Source organism: Providencia sp. PROV174 (assembly GCF_028480685.1).
Classification (GTDB): domain Bacteria; phylum Pseudomonadota; class Gammaproteobacteria; order Enterobacterales; family Enterobacteriaceae; genus Providencia; species Providencia rettgeri.
This window is the reverse complement of sequence record NZ_JAMPOT010000008.1, coordinates 47,250-67,971: the sequence shown is the minus strand read 5'-3', so window position 1 is coordinate 67,971 and position 20,722 is coordinate 47,250. Positions and strand designations below refer to the sequence as shown.

Below are 20,722 nucleotides of genomic sequence, written 5' to 3'. Positions count from 1 at the left end.
TATCAAATCGTTGGTGGCGTGACTTCCCAAATTGGGCGGAAGCCGCACACGCATAGTTATTGTATGTCTCAGTGCCAAACCCGCCCTTCATCGGCGGGTTTTTTATGTCAAAAATTAGCGTAAGGCAACATAATGAACGAACAAAACACCACATTAGCACATTTTAAGTATCTGGATAGCCCAATTAATTATCAGCCTGATCCTACATTATTATTTAATCATCTGTGCCATCAAGTTCCATCAACAATGTTGTTGGAATCTGCTGAAATTAATAATAAGGCCAACTTACAAAGCTTGCTGGTTGTCAACAGCGCGCTACGTATTCGTGCTTTTGGTCAACAAGTTGAAATAGAAGCGTTGACGCCAAATGGCCAAGCATTATTACCAAAGCTGTTAGCACAGTTAACCCATTTAATCACACATCATAGCATGCAAGAAAATAGCTTAACGGTAACGTTCAGCTCGCCGGCAAAAGATTTAGACGAAGACAGTCGTCTGAAGGCCGCATCTTGTTTAGACGTTTTACGTGCTCTGCCGGCTCTCGCGCAAGCCTATTCAACAAAACCTGAAAACCTGTTTGTGGGTGGTTTGTTTGCTTATGATTTAGTCGCCAGTTTTGAAGATTTACCCAATGTGAATACCGTTAATCACTGCCCTGACTATTGTTTTTTTGTGGCTGAACATTATTTAGTGATCGACCACCAAAATCAGGCTGCTCGGCTCAAAAGTTGCCTATTTACGCAAAATGCGCAAGATGCTGAAACGGTGACACAACGTCACGCACAAATTATCGCTTCGTGCCGCCCATTCTTACCCGCACTTCCTTTAGCAACAGCACCTGATTTTGCGGTTTCGATAAACAAAAATGACCAGCAATATGGGGAAATTGTCACCTCATTAAAAGAAGCCATATACCGTGGTGATATTTTTCAGGTTGTGCCTTCTCGTAAATTTACGATGCCGTGCTCACATCCTTTAATTGCATATCAAAAGCTCAAAGCACAAAACCCAAGCCCTTATATGTTCTACATGCAAGATGAAGCATTCACTCTCTTTGGTGCGTCGCCTGAAAGCGCACTCAAATATGCAACAGCAAATCGTAAAGTGGAAATTTATCCAATCGCGGGGACCCGCCCTCGTGGCCGTAACGCACAGGGTGAATTAGATCTCGACTTAGACAGCCGAATTGAACTTTCCATGCGCTCAGATGAAAAAGAACTCGCTGAACACATCATGCTAGTTGACTTAGCGCGCAACGATTTAGCCCGTATTTGTGAAGCGGGTAGCCGTTATGTTGCCAACCTAACTAAGGTTGACCGCTACTCTTTCGTGATGCACTTAGTTTCTCATGTTGTGGGAACATTGCGCCAAGATTTAGATGTTTTTCATGCATACCAAGCTTGCATGAATATGGGGACTTTAACGGGTGCACCAAAGGTAAAAGCCATGCAACTGATTGCCCAATATGAGCAAGAGCGCCGAGGTTCATACGGGGGAGCTGTAGGGTATTTCCAAGGAAATGGTGATTTTGATACCTGCATCGTTATCCGTTCTGCATACGTAGAAAATGGCATTGCCACTGTACAAGCGGGAGGTGGTGTCGTTCTAGATTCCGTACCTCAAGCTGAAGCCGATGAAACCCGTAATAAGGCACGTGCAGTGATCCGTGCAATTGCCCAAGCACATCAAGTTAAGGAGTTATTCTAATGGCGAACATTTTACTACTCGATAACGTTGACTCCTTTACTTATAACCTAGTAGACCAACTGCGTGCAGGTGGCCATAACGTGGTTATTTATCGCAATACAGTCAATGTAGAACATATTTTATCTGTATTAAATCAAATGATTTCACCGATATTAGTCTTATCACCCGGCCCCGGTAAACCAAGCGAAGCAGGTTCAATGCCAGAAGTATTAATGCGAGTAAAAGGCAAAATCCCTGTTATTGGTATTTGCTTAGGTCACCAAGCCATCGTTGAAGCTTATGGCGGAACGGTTTCAGCAGCAGGTGAAATTTTGCATGGTAAATCTTCGATTGCCACACATGATGGTTTAGCTATGTTTAATCATCTTGAAAACCCAATATCAGTGGCGCGTTACCACTCTCTTGTTGGTAGCCAAATTCCGGAAAGCTTAACCATTTGTGCCCAATCAAATGGCATGGTCATGGCTGTACGTAATGATAGCGATAGAGTTTGTGGATTCCAATTTCATCCCGAATCCATTTTAACAACGCAAGGTAAACAGTTGCTAGAAAACACTGTGGCATGGGCTCTTTCTACTCCCAATGCAACCGAACCTACTCATTCGCACTAACGGAATACTAAAGAGCCAATTATGCAAAATATTTATGATAAGTTATTTAAAGCGCAACCACTGACTCAACAAGAAAGCCAGTACTTGTTTAATGCCATTATTCAAGGCGAATTAACAGAACCTCAATTAGCTGCTGTGTTAATCAGTATGAAAATGCGAGGTGAACAACCACAAGAAATTGCTGGAGCCGCGTTGGCTTGTTTGGAGAATGCACAGCCATTTCCCCGCCCTGACTACCCATTCAGCGACATCGTTGGCACCGGGGGAGATGGTGCAAATAGTATCAATATTTCCACAGCAAGCGCATTCGTTGCTGCTGAATGTGGGATTAAAGTGGCTAAACACGGTAATCGCAGTGTTTCGAGCCGTTCAGGTTCTTCGGATTTACTTGCCGCCTTTGGTATCGCCTTAGACCTCAGTGCGCAAAGTGCTCGTGACGCATTAGATGAGCTTGGTGTTTGTTTTTTATTTGCACCGCAGTACCACAGTGGGTTTCGCCATGCCGCCCCTGTACGTACACAACTAAAAACTCGAACGTTATTTAATGTATTGGGGCCATTAATTAATCCGGCTCGCCCACCGATTGCCCTTATCGGTGTTTACCAAGAATCATTGGTAAAACCGGTATCTGAAACACTGCAGATGCTTGGTTTTACCCGTGCAGCTGTGGTACACAGTGGGGGGATGGATGAAGTTTCATTACATGCGGTCACTCAAGTTGCTGAATTAAAAGATGGCAAAGTACAACATTATCAATTAACTGCTGATGATTTTGGACTGGCGCCATATCAATTACGCGACTTAGAAGGCGGTACACCTGATGAAAACCGCGTATTGCTTAGCCATTTACTTCAAGGCCATGGCCAAGCGGCTCACGAAGCGGCTGTAGCGGCCAATGTTGCCATGCTGATGCGTATTAATGGCCATGAAGATTTAAAACAAAACAGCGAACACGCACTTGCAATTATTCGTAGCGGTAAAGCATTTGACCGCGTTACAGCACTCGCGGCAAGGAACCAATAAAATGAAAGCGACAGTCTTACAAAAAATTGTTGATGATAAAGTTGACTATTTAATTGAACGCAAAGCCCAGCAACCGTTAGAAAGCTTTATTGCTGAGGTTCAGCCTAGCCAGCGTAGTTTCTATAACGCACTAAGCGCCAAACGCCCTGTTTTTATTTTGGAGTGCAAAAAAGCGTCTCCTTCAAAGGGCTTGATCCGTGCTGACTTCGACCCTGCAATGATAGCCAAGACATATGCACCATATGCGAGTGCTATTTCCGTTCTCACTGATGAAAAATATTTTCAAGGTAATATGGATTACTTAACGATAGTCAGTAACACCGTAAAGCAACCTGTATTATGCAAAGATTTTATCATTGACCCATACCAAATCTACCTTGCACGTTACTACCAAGCGGATGCCATTTTATTGATGTTATCTGTCTTAAATGATGATGAATATATCGCGTTGGCTGAAGTTGCTCATCAACTGAGTATGGGGATATTAACGGAAGTCAGCAATGAAGAAGAATTAGAGCGAGCAATTCGGTTAAAAGCCAAAGTGGTTGGCATCAATAACCGAGATTTACGCGACCTTTCTATTGATTTAAATCGGACTCGTGAGCTCGCGCCTCGCTTAGCAGAAGAAACGATAGTGATCAGCGAGTCAGGCATTCATCAACATCAACATATTCAGTCACTGAGACAGTTTGCAAATGGTTTTTTAATTGGTAGTGCACTAATGGAGCAAGCTGACTTAGATAAAGCCATTCGCAGCCTGTTAGTTGGGGAACATAAAGTCTGTGGTTTAACCCGCGAACAAGATGCAAAAGCTGCATTTAAAGCAGGAGCACACTACGGTGGATTAATTTTTGCTGAAACCTCCCCGAGAAAAGTGACGTTGTCACAGGCGCAAACTATCATCCATGCTGCGCCGTTAAAATATGTCGGTGTTTTTCGCAATCAGTCCGCCGATTTTGTTGCCCATATTGCCAAACAGCTTGCGTTATCTGCGGTGCAACTACATGGTGAAGAAGATCCTTCTTATATCAATATGTTAAAAACATTTTTACCAAACTACTGTGAAGTTTGGAAAGCGCTTGATATGTCAAGAACAACTTTAAATGACTATGACACACAAGACATTGATGTGTTACTACTGGATAACGGACAAGGTGGCACAGGTAAAACCTTCAATTGGTCAGAAATCCCTTCATCTGCCACACAAAAAATAATGATTGCGGGGGGACTTACACCTGATAACTGCCTAGACGCTGCAAAGTTACTGTGCAACGGATTAGACTTTAATTCAGGGGTTGAAATTGAACCTGGTATAAAAAGTGAACAAAAAATAAATTTGGTGTTGTCAGCGTTGTTAGCCGAATCAACGGCTCACTAATACACAACGAAAAGATAAAACTCCAACACCAATTAATGTAACTGTTAAAATGGACAATAAATAATGAGTAAATTAGATCCGTATTTTGGCGAGTTTGGTGGGCAATATGTCCCAGAAATTCTGATCCCTGCATTAAATCAATTAGAAGACGCGTTTATCGACGCACAAAATGATGCTGAATTTATTCGTGAATTTCACGACTTACTAAAAAACTATGCAGGTCGCCCTACTGCACTAACATTATGTAAAAACTTAACTGCCGGTACAAAAACAAAACTCTATTTGAAACGTGAAGATTTACTGCACGGCGGCGCACATAAAACCAACCAAGTATTAGGCCAAGCGCTACTGGCTAAGCGAATGGGAAAAAACGAAATTATTGCAGAAACAGGTGCTGGGCAACATGGAGTTGCTACCGCACTGGCTTGCGCATTATTGAATATGAAATGCCGTATCTATATGGGCGCTAAAGATGTTGAACGACAGTCTCCCAATGTATTTCGTATGAAATTAATGGGTGCTGAAGTTATTCCTGTTCATAGCGGTTCGGCAACCTTGAAAGACGCGTGTAATGAAGCATTAAGGGACTGGTCTGGCAGTTATGATAAAGCCCACTATTTATTAGGAACTGCGGCGGGTCCACATCCTTATCCAACAATTGTACGTGAATTCCAACGTATGATTGGTGATGAAGCCAAACAACAAGTTCTTGAAAAAGAAGGTCGTTTACCCGATGCTGTCGTTGCCTGTATTGGTGGTGGTTCAAATGCAATCGGTTTATTTGCCTCTTTTATTCCAGAAGAAAATGTGAAACTAATTGGTGTTGAACCTGCTGGGTTAGGTATTGAATCAGGCCAACATGGTGCGCCATTAAAGCATGGTCGTGTTGGAATTTATTTCGGTATGAAATCACCGATGATGCAAACCAGTGAAGGCCAAATTGAAGAGTCATATTCCATCTCTGCAGGATTAGATTTTCCTTCTGTCGGGCCTCAACATGCTCACTTAAATAGTATTGGTCGCGCAGAATATGTTTCAATTACCGATGACGAAGCCTTGAATGCTTTTAAATTGTTATCACGTAAAGAAGGGATTATTCCAGCATTAGAATCTTCTCATGCCCTCGCTTATGCATTAAAAATGGCAGAGCAAGAACCCAATAAAGAACAATTATTAATCGTCAATTTGTCTGGCCGTGGTGATAAAGATATTTTTACAGTGCATGATATTTTAGCCAGCAGAGGAGAAATTTAATGGAACGTTATACCCAACTTTTTAAACGTTTAACTCACGATAACCAAGGGGCATTTGTTCCATTTGTCACATTAGGTGACCCTGATGCTGAATTATCATTGAACATTGTTGATGCCTTAATTGCTGGTGGCGCTGATGCATTAGAAATTGGTATTCCATTTTCTGACCCATTGGCCGATGGCCCGACTATCCAAAATGCGAATTTACGCGCATTTAAAAGTGAAATCACCCCGACAATTTGTTTCGAGTTACTAAGTCGTATTAGAGAAAAACACCCTACTATTCCGATTGGTTTATTAGTGTATGCAAATTTAGTCTTTACCAATGGTATTGAAAATTTTTATATTCGCTGCGAAAAAGCAGGTGTTGATTCCGTATTAGTTGCAGATGTTCCGATGTCCGAATCAAAGCCATTTCGTGAAGCTGCATTGGCACACAACATTGCTCCCATTTTTATTTGCCCGCCCAATGCCAATGATGAATTACTACAACAAATTGGGAAATATAGCCAAGGTTATACTTATTTGTTATCACGTGCAGGCGTAACAGGCACAGAAAAACGCGCTGAAACGCCATTAGCTCATTTATTGAGTCAATTAAATCAGTATAACGCGGCTCCTGCCCTACAAGGTTTTGGGATATCTGAACCTGAGCAAGTCAAAGAAGCGATTAAAAATGGTGCAGCAGGTGCAATTTCTGGTTCAGCCGTGGTTAAAATCATCGAAAACAACTTAAATCGCCCTGATGTTATGCTTACATCATTAACTGAGTTTGTTGCAAAAATGAAAGCAGCAACACAGAAATAGGCTAAACAATAAATAGTAATCAAGTCATACTTAAGTTTATTGGCTTGATTACTTAAATCATATAATTAAATTTTGTCTGGGCGATTTTTAATCCTTTTAAGGTTATTTTTAGAAATATTATTTAAATATATTCAGTATTTTTCAGTTTAAAATCCCTCAAATAGTTCAAAATAACTAATCATAATATTTATTAATATAAACCACCAATATTAAAATTAACAGATACGTGTTATTACACTAGTATTTTCTCTTATCATATCCGTAGCAGAGTAAGTGTTACCATTTGATTGCATTAGCATTTTACGCGCTAAATATATAAAACACTATTTATAGTATAATATGGGAGTATTACTCTCCCTATATTTCTTTGACTCAACTTAAATACAATTAAATTTTAATGAAAATTAATATAACGCATAATCCTTATGCTTTAATGGAATTTTAATTAGCTATTTTTAATTTTATCTATAGTCTATTTTAGGGATATTTATGAAACTTTCTACCAATCATTCTATCACTCATCCTATGATGAGAGTTAAGCCACTCTTTTTAAGTGTGTCTGTTATTTTAGGATCGATATCTATTGCTCACGGTGCAGTTGTTAATACCAATGGTGCTGGCGTAATAAATCAAAGTAATGGTCCTACTATCGTTCATATTAAAGGCGCAAGTGACAAAGGTGTTTCACACAACATTTATAGCCAATTTGATGTTGACCAAAAAGGGGTTATTTTAAATAACAGTACAACCAACACGAATACCACTTTAGGGGGACAAATTAATGGCAACTTAAATTTAAATAATGGTAATGGCCCTGCAAAAGTTATTTTAAATGAAGTTAATTCAAATAAAGCAAGTACTTTAGGCGGTATGATTGAAGTCGCTGGTGATAAAGCGCAAGTTATTGTTGCTAACGCATCAGGCATCACATGTAATAACTGTGGTTTTATTAATACCGATCGGGTGACTTTAACAACAGGTAAGCCAATTGTTGCTGGTGGTGAAGTTCTTGGCTATAACGTTGAAAAAGGTCAGATTATTATTAATAGCCGCTTACAGTCAGATTCCCCTACTGATATTATCGCTCGCTCTGCAGTGATCCGTGGAGACATTCACGCCAAAGAAATTAATGTTGTAGCAGGCAATAACTTTGTTGATGCAAAAGGTAATTACATTACTAAGGTACAAGGCGTTGGGTCTGCCACGCGAATTGGTGTTGATGTCGCGGCTATGGGGGGGATGTATGCCGATAAAATTACGCTAGTTTCCACGGAAAGTGGAACTGGTGTTTCTAATAACGGAAACTTAATTGCGGGAACTGGTGGAATTAACATTGACTCAACTGGCTTAGTGTATAACCAAGTTGGAAAAATGAATGCAAATGGTAATATCAATATAAAATCCAATGGGTTATATAATACAGCGACTATTGTAGCGAATGGTGATGTTGATATTAATGCACAAAACTCAGTTCTGAGTAATGTGAATGGACAGATTAAGTCTAATGGTGGCAATCTCAAACTGGCTTCAGCTACGAGTGTTGATAACCGAAGTGGTATTATTCATGCTCAGCAAGACATGAACATCGCGACTGCAAATATTGTTAACACTAACGGTTCAATTAAAACTAATCGTGGAAATATTGCAATTCGTGCGACAGGTAAGATTGATAATAACTATACCCTACGTAATAACGTCATTAATGTAGACGAACGAGGAATTCGAGCAGGCGGTGATTTATCAATTGATACGACAACACTTGCAAATAATAACTCTACGTTATCAGGCCGTGATATCACAATAAATGCCCGTAATACTGCCGCGAATGATAATAGCTCGCAGATTCTAGCTAAAAGAAAAATCGATATCGATTCTGTTACGTTACAAAACAATAACTCACTGATTAAATCCACTAATGGACAGACCAATATCACCCTATCAAGTAACCTAATAAATAACGGTTATGCTGCAATCGATAGTGGAAAGGCATTGAATATCAAAGCTAACATCATTTACAACCAAGGTTCACTCGTTTCTGGTGCGGGCAAATCAAAATTTGATATTTATTCTCTTAATAATCAGTATGGATTTATCAAAGCAAATAATTTAGACATTAAAACCACCCATTTAGGTAATGGGAGAGGCTTAATCACTGCAGATTCAAATGTGGTTATTAATGCAACAAGTGCTGATAATAGCTACGCCAGCGGGTTTAATAGTTACGCGAGTAAATTTGGTGTTGCTGGCCAAACAGGTGGGATCTATGCAAAAGATGGTTCAGTGACCATCAAAGCCGACAGCTTGAATAACTACTCGGGTGTTATTGCTGCTAACCAAGCACAAAAAGCGCCAACCAAAGGTAACATTGATATAAAATTAAGAAATGACCTAGATAACCGTTATGGTAAAATCCAAGGTGCAAATAATGTCACATTAGATGTAAATAAGTTAAATAATACTTACTCTGGTACTGTTGACGCTGGTAAAGATTTAACTATCGATGCCTTTACTCGTGTAGATAATAATAATGGTCGTTTAAGTTCAATGGGAACGACTAAAATTACCAGTCCTGTAATTTATAATAGCCCTTATGGACAAATTCTAGGTTCAATGATTATTTTAAATACACCTAATTATTACTAATTAGGTAAAACAAGGAGGCTATTTGCCTCCTTATTATTTACTCCAAGCCAGAGTATTAACAATATAATAAATAAAATTATTTTAGCACCATAAATGTCCCTTAAGCCCCTCTAATTATTACTCATATTAACAGTAAATAGAATCGTTCCAAGCCTAAGTAAAAAAACCTATTTAATCTAATATAGAGTATTCATTACCCATTGATTTTATTGGGGATAAATAAAACACCCATAGAATAAATCGTATTATTTGCATTTCCAGTAACAATCTCCAAAAGTATTTACACTAACTCAATCAATTTAATTAATTTTTATTTTCAATGCATTTAAAGCATAATTAAAAATACGAAAAGAAAAAACAACTTAATAATATTTTTATTATAGGGATATAAATGAAAACCTTTTCAAAATAAAGCCCTGATGGCAAGTTAATAAGATAGTTCTGATAAAATATTGTTCATTAGCAATTTTCTTTATTATATTTCCTAACATAAAAATAACTTTAATATTTTTAAAAATTAATGTGGTGCACATGAATTTTCGATTTATTTTTTTATTGTCAACGCTATTACCTTTAGCTGTATCAGCTAATACCGCACAAATTATTGACCAACAAATCAATAATCAAGCTAGCCAAGATCGCTCTCGCCAACAACAGACTCAACTTGAAGCTAAAGATGCCTTAGGTAAAACCAGAGAACCCTCAAATAATATTTTAATTTTTGATGATGAGAAAGATTGTTTTGAAATGAAACAAGTAGTCTTACTTTCAGAACCTAAACTCCCCTCAATGAGACCTTTAGAAGCTTATGCAAGCCAAGTTGTCGGAGTTTGTATCGGTATCAATGGAGTTGAAACCTTAGCAAAAGGCTTACAAGATAAAATAATTAAATCAGGCTACGTCACAACACGCGTTAATATTCCAGAACAAAACATCAGTGAAGGGACTTTAACGCTCCAAATTATTCCAGGTAAAGTTGCGAATGTTAAACTTGCCGAAGGTAGTGATACTTATATTACTTTAGGGGCAATTATGCCTGCTAAAGAAGGAGACATTCTGAATATCCGTGACATTGAACAAGGTTTAGAAAACCTTGAACGGATCCCTGGTGCAAAGGTCAATATTGAACTTGCACCAGGTAAAGAGTTTTCCACCTCTGATATTTCAATACAAAGAGAAAAATCATCTCACTTTAATGCAGGTGGATATTACAATAACTCAGGAAGTCGCCAAACAGGTAAAGACCAAGTTGGAGTGACTTTGTATGCTAATAACCTAACGAGTTTAAACGATACAATATATGTATCTGCAGGAAAAAATGCAAAAAACCAAGCACGAAATAGCACCAGTAATGCTTCTATTTATTATGCTGTTCCCTATAATTATTGGCTTTTCTCATTGTACGCAAGTAAAAGTGACTATAAACAAACTATTAATGACTCTGTACTCAGCTATAAGTATTATGGTGACAGTAAATATTATAACGCTACGGCCAGTAATGTCTTTTTGCGCGGTCAAACGTTTAAAGATACAGCGTCAATCCAATTGATTAAAAGAAAATCAAAATATAAGTTGGAGGATGTCACCCTACTTTCCCAACAACGAGACCTTACCAGCCTTAAACTGGGTGTTAGCCACCGCCAGAATATCAACAATTCTACCATTGATGCATCATTATACCATCAGCGCAACGTACCCTGGTTTGGTGCCGAAGAAAGCTGGGATATGAAATATGGTGATGTCAGCACCATGAGCCGTGTTTATACTGCCGATATTTCGGGTATCTTCCCCTTCTCATTTGACAATTTTATTATGAGTTATAACCCACAACTGTTTGTGCAATATTCACGAGACCGTTTAACTATTCAAGATCAATTTTCGTTAGGTAGCCGTTGGACTGTTCGTGGTTTCGATGAAGAGTTTTCACTGATCGGTGATAAGGGTTTTTACCTGCGTAATGAGTTTAACTTTTATATTCCTGGCTTTTCCTTTTATCCCTATTACGCTATTGACTATGGTCGAATACTTGGGGGGGTTTATCCGCTAGGTCTCTATTCTGATGACCAACTATTAGGAACGGCTATTGGTATGAGAGGTAATGTTAATATATTCAGCTATGACTTATTTTTAGGCGCACCACTTTATAAACCTGATGAATATGAAACTAGTAGCGTCAATGCGGGGTTAAATGTGCAATGGTTTTGGTAAGTTAATATCTTAAAATTTAATCATACCTTAAAGCTGAATATCACTCCTATATTCGGCTTTTTATTTTTATGTAGATAATGCCGATATTTTGTTATTCAATCTTATTTATCTTAATAAAATAAGATAACCAATAAGTGTATTTACTTTATTATCACGCTATACACCAATTAATATATTATACCATCATCAATCTTTATGGTTATTATTTTACTGCCAGGTTGTTAAATATATGTTTGTAGTTCATGGAAATTGAAAAATCCGAGAATACGAATATTCTCGGATTTCCTACTTCACTCTAATCCATCAGAATTCAGGTATTACCTGTATTGCATCCTATCAAATTCTTAGAAACGGTAACCCGCACCGAACATAAATACAAATGGGTCTAAACGAGTATCAACTTTATACTGTTCGCCACCTGCTTTAAATTTCACATCCGTTTCAATATTCATCCACCAAACAGAGGCGTTTAACATCCAGTTATCAGTCAGCATGTAATCCATACCAGCTTGAGCTGCAAAGCCCCAAGAGCTTGATAAGTCTAGATCTGATAAACCGTTAGTTTTCCCTGTTGAGTTAAATTTCTCATCAAAGAAGAAGGTGTAGTTAACACCTGCGCCTAAATAAGGGCGTAATTTATCTTCTTTACTACCAAAATAATATTGCGCCATTAAAGTTGGTGGTAAATGTTTAACAGTTGCAATTGTACCTAAAGGCCCTACGCCAACTTTGTGTTCAAACGGAGTTGCTGCTAATAATTCCACACCGATATTATCAGTGATCATATACCCAAACGTTAAACCTAATTGAGTATTGTTATTAACATCAAATGAACCTAAACCTAATACATTTTCAGAACCTGCATTTGGGCGTACTGTTGCAGTACCTGTACGGAAAATAAAGTCGCCAGCTTCATGAGCAATAGAAACTGCTGGAGCTAAAGTTGCAGCAGCTAATACAAGCGCAGTGAGTTTTTTCATTATCAATCCCATTCCTGTGTTTTTATTTTAGGAAAATATACCGCATTATTTAAATTGATGTTCAAATCAAGATCACATCTTTTACTAATTTAGAGGTAAACCAATAAATATGGATTTATTATTTCATTTATTATTTTTTTAATTTTGATTTAAATCAATTTTTGGAAGATAACTAACAAAATAAAAATTTGATTTCGAAATATATATATTTATTTCGAAATTTAAACATATATTAAAAATGCAACTTATATAATTTCATTTATTTGGTTAATTAAATTCAATCATTATGTCCATTATATTTGTCTTAACCTCCCGAATTTTATTATCTTTCTCTACCTCTAGGCGTGATACTCGGTTACAATTGGCATAAATTTTTGATCCCGTTTGTAGATAGGAGCAGTGTCATGTCCATTTCGGCCAACTCACTCATTAGTGATAGTATCAATTTCTTTAAAAATCAATTGAGTGGCCTCTTCACCATCGTGCTTTTAGCCACCGTAGTGAGCCTCGTTATCTATGCGGTGATGATCCCAAGTGAACAGATGATAGGCGTTCTGGCACAAGCACAAAGTCAGATGATTGAATCTGGTAATTCGGGGTTACAAGACTGGATTTTAGGTCTATCTGAAGAAGAAAAAAGTAGTATTTTGCGTGTTTCTTTCGGGTTGATCCTCTCCGTCACTTTTGGAAGTTTGTTCCTTATTTGTGGCACATTGTCCTATATCTCTGGTATGTCACGCGGTGAAGATATGACAGGGCTACAGGCAATAACTTCATCACTGAACAAAGCACCTTCTATGTTTCTTCTATTGGTCGTCTGTTCTCTGCTTATCCAGTTAGGCATCACAATTATGGTTCTACCTGGTATTGTGTTAGCTATTGGTTTTTCCTTAGCACCAGCGATTTTAATAACAGAACGTACCAACCCTTTCAGTGCGATGGGAAAAAGCTGGAAAATGGCTTATGCAAATTGGCGTGTTGCCTTACCGATAATTTTAATTTGGATGGCAGCTCAAATGCTTATTAGTGTTCTATTGGGTAACCTTAATATGAATCACATTGTTATTAATGGCATCTCGTTTTTACTCAATAATGTTGTAGCAGCATTCGCTTTAATTTACTTTTATCGTTTATATATGCTAATCACTAAAAATTGATTTATTGATTTTCAGCTGATAACCCAAAGCGGGAAAAACAGCGCTTTATCTCGCTTTGGCAACAACTTCAAGTATCGAAAGATACCTTTTTATTTACATTATTTTTTAAGCATTATCTGAGCGAATATCCATCGGTGTAATTCGACTTTCACAATCATGTTCCAATATACCGAAATCCTTTTGGCACTCTTGTGCTTTTCTTTCTTCAACGCATTTCATTTGAATTTGTTGCTTACTTTGAATTAAACGGATTGCAAAATAGATATCCGGTACCACTAATAAGTCATCATCTGAACGATTGATTTTATTTTGTTCTAGCCAACGATTAAGCGACGTTCTGCGCCCTGCTAATACTAAAGTTACCCCTTTCGCCTTCAAAGATGTCACAATATCATTCAAGGTGGAAAATACGCTCACATCATTGTGTGTGAAGCTGACCGCAGCATCCACAATCACCCAAGCAGGCCTCTTTCGTTGATTATCTAAATGTTTATTTAAACGTTCTTTAAAGTAATTAACATTGAAATAGGTAAGTGGAGAATTGAAACGATAAATCAATACGCCATCAACTTCTTGAATATCATTTTCTGATGTCATCGAGTGCAACATACCATGCTCATCAACACCGAGTAGTTGATCTGTAGGTCTAAATATAATTCGGATAAACTGCAACAAACCTAATAGAACAGCTAAACCTACACCACTAATCAAGCCAACCACCAGCACTGCACATAGCGTGAAAATACATAAGAAAAAAGCTTCTCTATTGCGTTTTCGCATTGATAAAATACTGCGAAAACTGAGTAATGAATACGTTGAAATAATCAAAACTATCCCTAAAGCAGGCATTGGGATATATTCCAATAAATTCATAGAAAAAAGTAAAACTGCTAAGATGGTTATTGCGGCAACAAGGGAAACTAATTGCGTTTCCCCCCCCATCATATCATTCACCGCAGTACGGCTACTCGCAGCACTAACAGCAAAACCCTGACCAAAAGCAGAAGCAATATTTGCCATTCCTAGCGCTTTTAGTTCTTGGTCTGCATCAACGGTATAACCGTTCTTGCTCGCAAAACTACGAGCTGTCATCATAAAGCTAACAAAACTGATCACAGCCAAGTTTAATGATGGAATGACAAGGTCTCGAAGTAAGCCAGGCGGAAAATCTGGCATTGGGATATATGGAAGTCCTTCACCTAAATCCCCAACCGTGCTAATACCATATTGCTCGAGATTAAATAGGATACTTGCCGCTGTTGCCAACACCATTGCAATTAATAACGATGGCCATTTACTACGCACTCGCTTAATCAATAGAGTAATGACCAATGTTGCAATGGCAACTAATAATGTCGGAATATGAGTTTCCACTACCGCTAATGGTAATGCTATTAAGCGTTCAATAAACCCTGAAGGTAACGTACTGATACCAAATACTTTACTGATTTGGCTGACGATAATAGTGAGAGCAACCCCATTTAATAAGCCCTGTAATATCGGTCTGGATAAAAAATCGGCAAAAGTCCCTAAGCGAAATTTCGCTGCAATCAAACACCAAACCCCAGTCATAAAACTCATGACAATAATCAGCTGCCAACGAACAGTTTCATCCCCCATGGCAAGAGGTGCGACTGCGGCTGCAATTACAGCACATGTAGCGGCATCAGGACCGATAATCAATTGTTTCGATGTGCCAAATAATGCATAAAAAAACATCGGTAAAATACACGAGTACAGCCCGACAATCGCATTTACCCCCATTAACTCGGCATAGGCAATAGCAACGGGCAAGGCAACTGCAGCAACAGACAGCCCAGCTTTAACATCAGGTCCTAAATCTGAACGTTGATAGTTAAATAACGTTTTTAAACCTGGCATCCAGACAAATAGCTTTGCCTTTATCATCGGGGAAAAGTACCTATAAATTAGCAAGTTAAATTATTTTATATACTATATATATCCGAACTAATAAAGTTTATCTAGAAGTAAGTCAAATAATCGTAAAATAGTGCAAATATGATTGGTAACAAAGCATGTTTATTGGTAAAAAGGTGCAAACTTTTAACAATTAAAGCCAAAATCGGTTAAACTACTCCATTATCTTTACGTTGAGGCGCTGTATTCACTGTTATGAAACAACTTATTGATTTTATTCCTTTGATAATCTTTTTTATTGTCTATAAAAGATACGATATTTTCTATGCGAGTGGCGCATTAATGGTGGCCACTCCTTTAGCGTTATTAGCAACTTATCTTATTTATAAGAAAGTTGAAAAAGTTGCAAAAATTACCTGTGCAATCGTAATGGGTTTTGCGGCTTTAACTCTTATTTTCCATAGTGATGCATTTATTAAATGGAAAGTCACTATTATCTATGCTGCATTTGCTGGTGCATTACTCTTTAGCCAATGGTTTACTGAAAAACCACTCATTCAGCGCATGTTAGGCAGTAACCAAGAAATAAAACTTGCAGATAGTTATTGGAATAAACTTAATAGTGCATGGGCTATTTTCTTTATTTTCTGTGCACTTCTGAATATTTATGTTGCTTTCTGGATGGCTCAAGATATCTGGGTTAACTTCAAAGTCTTTGGTCTGACAGCAGGAACATTAATATTTACTGTACTGAGTGTGGTCTATATCTTTAAAAATATGGTTAAAGAGCCTGTAGAAAAACACGAAGAATAATTTATAAATAAAGTTAAAAACCTGCTAATTGCATCTTGCTTAGCAGGTTTTTTTATATGTTAATAGCGCTTGTCACCAAATGCTTTTTCAATTTTTTTATCTGTATTGTACTGTGATAATGCATATACCGACCAAATAGCGGCGGGTAACCAACCAATCAGAGTGATCTGCAAAATTAAGCAAATGATCCCAGCAAAGGGGCGCCCTATCGTAAAAAACTGCAACCAAGGTAATAATATTGCCAATAACAATCTCATTTCATACCTCTAAATTAATCAATAAAATTCATATTACTGAGTATAGCTAATTCAATCAGTTGGCTAAATATAAAAAACACTTCTTGCTTTTTCTTTGCAAAAGTTGATCTTTTTATCATATTTAGCAGTCGTTTATTAATAATAGGTATCATATTTGTCTTATTTTTGCAGCAATTCACTCAAATAGTCATTATCAATCAATAACTACGAGGTTCAGGTTTACTATTACCTATGTAATTTGTTATAAATGCAAAATCAAAAGTAATAACCCTTTTAATAAGAGTCTGATATGCAATTGCCGAACGGTGAGTTGGTTTTACGTACATTAGCCATGCCCGCGGATACGAATGCGAATGGTGATATTTTTGGTGGCTGGTTGATGTCACAAATGGATATAGGTGGGGCTATTTTAGCGAAAGAAATTGCGCTAGGACGAGTAGTTACTGTGGCGGTAAATGGGATTAAATTTCAAAAGCCGGTTGCCGTAGGTGATGTTGTTTGTTGCTACGCACGCTGCCTAAAAACGGGGAAAAGCTCAATTACAATTAATATTGAAGTTTGGGTAAAAAAAGTAGCAACCGAGCCCGTTGGTCACCGCTATCGTGCAACCGATGCCGTATTTACCTATGTTGCCGTTAATGACGATAGCACCTCTCGTTCATTACCCAAAGAAAAGCAGCATTTTCAATTAGCCAGTTCTGAGCAACACGCAGACTAAACTTTAATACCTATCTTAAGATATAGATAAAACAAAAAGCACCTCATTAATTAAAGGTGCTTTTTTATCTTGCTAGAAAAGAACACTTATACTTGGCTAACGGTTCCATCCAATTTGAAATAAATTTCGGTCACATAGCCTTTTGCAGGTTGCTTTTCAAAAGTCCAGCGGTTCATAGCACGTTTAACATCCCGCTCGAATAACCCTTTAGGTGAAGCTTCAACAAATTCAATATTCGTCACTCGCCCACCATCATCAATATCATAACGGACTTTCACATAACCTTCTTTACCTAAACGACGTGCACGTTCAGGATAGGAAGGTGCCTGTTTATGCAGAGCCCTAGGGCCACCCTTTTTAGTTGATTGACTATTACTTGCCCCAGCATTGTTAGCTGTTTTTATTGGGTTGTTATTCGTTTTCGGTGCAGTAACATCTGATTTTAGGTTATTCATAGCCAATTGCTTTTCAACCGGCTTCACATCTTCTTTAACCTTTTTCTTTTCTTCTTGTTTTGGCTTAGGTTTTTTCTTTACCTCAGGCTTTTTCTTAGGTAATGCAATAACGGGTTCAACCACAGGTTCGGGCTCTGGCTCAATAACGGGTTCAGGCTCTGGCTCTACCGGTGTTTCAACCTGCTCAACAGGTTCAGAAGCTGGTTCAGGGGCAGCAAAAGCAACCATAGCAATCGTCAATGGCTCAGGGTCTCTGGCCAAATTAGGTTGATTAAAAATCCATGCCATTGCAAGGCCCGCATGAATAGATAATGAAATGACGATAATTAAAGTCCAACGCATCCAACGCATATGCAATTTCTACCCTACACCTGTCTACCAAAAAGAATATGACTGATAGTTTAAATGCAAATAGCAATCATATTCAATAAGGTTTGTCATACAAAGTGAAAAATGTGAGTGTACGCTGTAATAACCTTACTCAATCCATTGGGTAAAAAGTAGGGAATGTCGACGATGGTAAATATCAATTTTACGCATTGCATAGATGCGCATGTTTCGCCTTGAATGCCCTTCTAGCCAGCGTCTGCGGCGACGTAGGGATTGTCTCAACATACGCCAACGCCCTACTTCATGCCTACTACGTCTCATTTAATTGTGTCCTTTTATCGTCTAAAAATTATTAGAAAAAAATATTATATTCCTTTGAAAAAAAGAACCAAGAGGAACTTTTTATGTGCGCTTAGAGCACAATATTTGATTTCACATTGATAATATCACCTTACACAACCGTTTTTTCCTTATGAATTACTCTATTTCACGAAGCTTTTACTGCAGAATTTTGCTAAATTCTATTAAGTTGATATTTTGCTAACAGTTTTTTTAGCTAAACTATCTTTTTTTGAACCTTTTTTCTTATCAGTGAGGCATGTGACCCGTTATGGCAACCGTCTATACACTTATGAGTTGGCTTTTGTTCTTCCTATATTGGCTAATTATTGCAGCAATTACAGTCCGCATCTTAGTCAAAAGAAGGCCGGTCACCTCAGCCATGACATGGCTCCTGATCATTTATATTCTGCCATTAGTCGGTATTATTGCGTATGTCGCCTTCGGTGAACTTCACCTCGGTAAACGTCGAGTCGATAAAGCTCATGATATGTGGCCTTCTGTCGCAACATGGTTAGAAAATCTACGAAATTCAAAGCATATCTTTGCCACTGATAACAGCCCCGTCGCTGAGCCATTATTTCAATTAGTTGAAAAACGCCAAGGTATTGCTGGGGTTAAAGGTAATAGAATTCAACTTTTAACCACTTGTGAAGATTCATTAAAAGCAATAGTCAATGATATCAATAATGCTCAGCACTCGATTGAAATGGTCTTCTATATTTGGCAACCGGGTGGTTTAGTTGACGGTGTTACCGAAGCATTACTCAACGCTGCAAAACGGGGCGTTAAATGCCGTATTATGGTGGACTCTGCGGGAAGCTGGCACTTTTTCCGTAGTGATTACCCCGAAAAAATGCGCGCTGCAGGCATTGAGTTTATAGAATCACTAAAAGTTAATTTGATGCGTTTCTTCTTGCGTCGGATGGATTTACGTCAACATCGTAAAATAGTCGTTATCGATAACTATATTTCATATACAGGTAGTATGAATATGGTTGACCCTCGTTATTTTAAACAAGATTCAGGGGTTGGTGAATGGGTTGACATTCTAGTGCGTATGGAAGGCCCAGTGAGTACCACATTAGGTATTGTATATGCTTTTGACTGGGAGATGGAAACTGGCCAACGCGTACTTCCACCACCGCCTGATAGTAATATTATGCCTTTTGAGCAAGCGAATGGCCATACAACACAAATTATCGCCTCCGGCCCAGGCTTCCCAGATGAGCTGATTCAACAATCGCTAATGACCGCCATGTTCTCTGCGCGCAAACAACTGATCATGACGACTCCTTATTTTGTACCTAGCGATGACCTTTTACATGCAATTTGCACGGCAGCAATGCGGGGTGTTGATGTCAGTATTATTATGCCAAGGCAGAATGACTCATTCCTTGTCCGCTGGGCAAGCCGTTCATTTTACAGTGAATTATTAGCAGCTGGCGTTAAGATTTACCAATTCGAAGATGGCTTATTGCACACCAAGAGCGTATTAGTTGATGGCGAGCTCAGCCTAGTTGGCTCAGTCAATCTTGATATGCGCAGTTTATGGCTCAATTTTGAAATCACCGTGGTCATTGATGATAAAAGTTTTGGTAGCGATCTCACGTTAGTTCAGTATGATTATATTGCGCGTTCAACTCGTTTAGAAATCGAAGAGTGGGAACAACGCCCTTTCTGGAACCGTGTCGTTGAACGCATTTGCTACTTCTTTAGTCCATTGTTATAAATTAAGTTTATTAGGAAAGGTCATGACTGAAATACAAAATACACCGTTAATCGATGAAGATGATATAATTGAAATCGCTTATGACCTTTTTCTTGAAGGGGCAATGGATAATTTAGAGCCGGCTGACCAATTAATTTTTGCGTTGCAGTTTGAAGAGTTAGGTGCTGCAGAAATTGTCCCTTTTAGTCATAACTGGCAAAATATTATTAATGATGACATTGAATTAGCACAATTAAGTGAAGTGGTTATCGGGTTAGCTCAAAGCCCTGATGCCGAGCTAGACGATGTCTTTGCCCGCGTATTAATTAGCCGCCACCCTTCTAAACCGTTTCACCATATCCTGTGGAAAAAATAGGAATATCACTATTCAGATTATTCGATAAAAAAACAGAGCACTTGGCTCTGTTTTTAACTTACTGGGCATCTATAACGG

At 38.2% G+C, this 20,722-nt stretch carries 16 protein-coding genes, 1 pseudogene and 1 other annotated feature; of the genes and pseudogenes, 12 read left to right on the top strand and 5 right to left on the bottom strand.

Translation table 11 applies throughout. The annotated features are described in order from the left end of the window. The first annotated feature begins 5 nt into the window (after window positions 1–5). Window positions 6–107: a sequence feature (Trp leader region), on the top strand. A gap of 25 nt (window positions 108–132) precedes the next feature. The 7 genes and pseudogenes from PSE60_RS06060 (at window position 133) to PSE60_RS06025 (ending at window position 11,630) form a co-directional block, all read left to right on the top strand. After that, window positions 133–1,707 (top strand): anthranilate synthase component 1, encoded by a 1,575-nt coding sequence (locus PSE60_RS06060; protein ID WP_210839744.1) that lies wholly within the window; start codon window positions 133–135, stop codon window positions 1,705–1,707. Next, window positions 1,707–3,341, top strand: a pseudogene (gene trpD / locus PSE60_RS20610) (bifunctional anthranilate synthase glutamate amidotransferase component TrpG/anthranilate phosphoribosyltransferase TrpD). The gene PSE60_RS06060 and the pseudogene trpD overlap by 1 nt, the downstream one beginning before the upstream one ends. Window position 3,342: 1 nt before the next feature. Then, window positions 3,343–4,719: a bifunctional indole-3-glycerol-phosphate synthase TrpC/phosphoribosylanthranilate isomerase TrpF gene (gene trpCF, locus PSE60_RS06045; protein ID WP_272664830.1), complete on the top strand. Its 1,377-nt coding sequence runs from the start codon at window positions 3,343–3,345 to the stop codon at window positions 4,717–4,719. A 63-nt stretch (window positions 4,720–4,782) separates the two neighbouring features. Next, on the top strand, window positions 4,783–5,973 hold the full coding sequence (gene trpB, locus PSE60_RS06040) for a tryptophan synthase subunit beta (protein ID WP_272664829.1): 1,191 nt from the start codon (window positions 4,783–4,785) through the stop codon (window positions 5,971–5,973). Continuing rightward, entirely contained in the window at window positions 5,973–6,779 is an 807-nt protein-coding gene (trpA, locus tag PSE60_RS06035; protein WP_272664828.1) for a tryptophan synthase subunit alpha, read from the top strand. Before trpB ends, trpA begins: the two co-directional genes overlap by 1 nt. A gap of 489 nt (window positions 6,780–7,268) precedes the next feature. Further along, window positions 7,269–9,422 carry a two-partner secretion domain-containing protein gene (locus tag PSE60_RS06030; protein ID WP_272664827.1) on the top strand — a complete coding sequence of 718 codons (2,154 nt, stop codon included), beginning with the start codon at window positions 7,269–7,271 and terminating at the stop codon, window positions 9,420–9,422. A gap of 531 nt (window positions 9,423–9,953) precedes the next feature. Further along, entirely contained in the window at window positions 9,954–11,630 is a 1,677-nt protein-coding gene (locus tag PSE60_RS06025; protein WP_272664826.1) for a ShlB/FhaC/HecB family hemolysin secretion/activation protein, read from the top strand. 344 nt (window positions 11,631–11,974) lie between these two features. Here the strand turns inward: PSE60_RS06025 and ompW are convergent, their stop codons facing one another. Then, window positions 11,975–12,610: an outer membrane protein OmpW gene (gene ompW, locus PSE60_RS06020; RefSeq protein ID WP_272664825.1), complete on the bottom strand. Its 636-nt coding sequence runs from the start codon at window positions 12,608–12,610 to the stop codon at window positions 11,975–11,977. A gap of 404 nt (window positions 12,611–13,014) precedes the next feature. On the opposite strand from ompW, the gene PSE60_RS06015 reads away from it, so the two are divergent. Further along, window positions 13,015–13,767 (top strand): YciC family protein, encoded by a 753-nt coding sequence (locus PSE60_RS06015; RefSeq protein ID WP_272664824.1) that lies wholly within the window; start codon window positions 13,015–13,017, stop codon window positions 13,765–13,767. Window positions 13,768–13,872: 105 nt separating this feature from the next. Here the strand turns inward: PSE60_RS06015 and PSE60_RS06010 are convergent, their stop codons facing one another. Beyond that, on the bottom strand, window positions 13,873–15,675 hold the full coding sequence (locus PSE60_RS06010; protein ID WP_272664823.1) for a SulP family inorganic anion transporter: 1,803 nt from the start codon (window positions 15,673–15,675) through the stop codon (window positions 13,873–13,875). Window positions 15,676–15,900: 225 nt separating this feature from the next. Between PSE60_RS06010 and PSE60_RS06005 the strand changes: the two genes are divergently transcribed. Then, complete coding sequence (locus tag PSE60_RS06005) at window positions 15,901–16,458, top strand: septation protein A (RefSeq protein WP_210838709.1); 558 nt, start codon at window positions 15,901–15,903, stop codon at window positions 16,456–16,458. 59 nt (window positions 16,459–16,517) lie between these two features. On the opposite strand, the gene PSE60_RS06000 is transcribed toward PSE60_RS06005, so the two are convergent. Next, window positions 16,518–16,715 carry a YqaE/Pmp3 family membrane protein gene (locus tag PSE60_RS06000; protein ID WP_004911118.1) on the bottom strand — a complete coding sequence of 66 codons (198 nt, stop codon included), beginning with the start codon at window positions 16,713–16,715 and terminating at the stop codon, window positions 16,518–16,520. A gap of 289 nt (window positions 16,716–17,004) precedes the next feature. On the opposite strand from PSE60_RS06000, the gene yciA reads away from it, so the two are divergent. After that, on the top strand, window positions 17,005–17,433 hold the full coding sequence (gene yciA, locus PSE60_RS05995; RefSeq protein ID WP_004911119.1) for an acyl-CoA thioester hydrolase YciA: 429 nt from the start codon (window positions 17,005–17,007) through the stop codon (window positions 17,431–17,433). Between the two features lie 86 nt (window positions 17,434–17,519). Here yciA and PSE60_RS05990 read toward each other — a convergent pair whose 3' ends face one another. Together PSE60_RS05990 and PSE60_RS05985 are read right to left on the bottom strand one after the other, a co-directional pair. After that, window positions 17,520–18,239 carry a TonB family protein gene (locus tag PSE60_RS05990; RefSeq protein ID WP_272664822.1) on the bottom strand — a complete coding sequence of 240 codons (720 nt, stop codon included), beginning with the start codon at window positions 18,237–18,239 and terminating at the stop codon, window positions 17,520–17,522. A gap of 126 nt (window positions 18,240–18,365) precedes the next feature. Next, window positions 18,366–18,539, bottom strand: coding sequence for a YciY family protein (locus tag PSE60_RS05985; RefSeq protein ID WP_004254127.1), 174 nt, complete (start codon window positions 18,537–18,539; stop codon window positions 18,366–18,368). 289 nt (window positions 18,540–18,828) lie between these two features. Between PSE60_RS05985 and cls the strand changes: the two genes are divergently transcribed. Beyond that, on the top strand, window positions 18,829–20,289 hold the full coding sequence (gene cls / locus PSE60_RS05980; protein ID WP_117162234.1) for a cardiolipin synthase: 1,461 nt from the start codon (window positions 18,829–18,831) through the stop codon (window positions 20,287–20,289). A gap of 22 nt (window positions 20,290–20,311) precedes the next feature. After that, window positions 20,312–20,644: an HI1450 family dsDNA-mimic protein gene (locus PSE60_RS05975; protein ID WP_272664821.1), complete on the top strand. Its 333-nt coding sequence runs from the start codon at window positions 20,312–20,314 to the stop codon at window positions 20,642–20,644. The last annotated feature ends 78 nt before the right edge of the window (window positions 20,645–20,722 follow it).

What these genes read in the sequence shown, in the direction of transcription:
- PSE60_RS06060 (WP_210839744.1), top strand. Translation starts at nt 133, where the DNA reads ATGAACGAACAAAACACCACATTAGCACATTTTAAGTATCTGGATAGC.
- trpCF (WP_272664830.1), top strand. Translation starts at nt 3,343, where the DNA reads ATGAAAGCGACAGTCTTACAAAAAATTGTTGATGATAAAGTTGACTAT.
- trpB (WP_272664829.1), top strand. Translation starts at nt 4,783, where the DNA reads ATGAGTAAATTAGATCCGTATTTTGGCGAGTTTGGTGGGCAATATGTC.
- trpA (WP_272664828.1), top strand. Translation starts at nt 5,973, where the DNA reads ATGGAACGTTATACCCAACTTTTTAAACGTTTAACTCACGATAACCAA.
- PSE60_RS06030 (WP_272664827.1), top strand. Translation starts at nt 7,269, where the DNA reads ATGAAACTTTCTACCAATCATTCTATCACTCATCCTATGATGAGAGTT.
- PSE60_RS06025 (WP_272664826.1), top strand. Translation starts at nt 9,954, where the DNA reads ATGAATTTTCGATTTATTTTTTTATTGTCAACGCTATTACCTTTAGCT.
- ompW (WP_272664825.1), bottom strand. Translation starts at nt 12,610, where the DNA reads ATGAAAAAACTCACTGCGCTTGTATTAGCTGCTGCAACTTTAGCTCCA.
- PSE60_RS06015 (WP_272664824.1), top strand. Translation starts at nt 13,015, where the DNA reads ATGTCCATTTCGGCCAACTCACTCATTAGTGATAGTATCAATTTCTTT.
- PSE60_RS06010 (WP_272664823.1), bottom strand. Translation starts at nt 15,675, where the DNA reads ATGATAAAGGCAAAGCTATTTGTCTGGATGCCAGGTTTAAAAACGTTA.
- PSE60_RS06005 (WP_210838709.1), top strand. Translation starts at nt 15,901, where the DNA reads ATGAAACAACTTATTGATTTTATTCCTTTGATAATCTTTTTTATTGTC.
- PSE60_RS06000 (WP_004911118.1), bottom strand. Translation starts at nt 16,715, where the DNA reads ATGAGATTGTTATTGGCAATATTATTACCTTGGTTGCAGTTTTTTACG.
- yciA (WP_004911119.1), top strand. Translation starts at nt 17,005, where the DNA reads ATGCAATTGCCGAACGGTGAGTTGGTTTTACGTACATTAGCCATGCCC.
- PSE60_RS05990 (WP_272664822.1), bottom strand. Translation starts at nt 18,239, where the DNA reads ATGCGTTGGATGCGTTGGACTTTAATTATCGTCATTTCATTATCTATT.
- PSE60_RS05985 (WP_004254127.1), bottom strand. Translation starts at nt 18,539, where the DNA reads ATGAGACGTAGTAGGCATGAAGTAGGGCGTTGGCGTATGTTGAGACAA.
- cls (WP_117162234.1), top strand. Translation starts at nt 18,829, where the DNA reads ATGGCAACCGTCTATACACTTATGAGTTGGCTTTTGTTCTTCCTATAT.
- PSE60_RS05975 (WP_272664821.1), top strand. Translation starts at nt 20,312, where the DNA reads ATGACTGAAATACAAAATACACCGTTAATCGATGAAGATGATATAATT.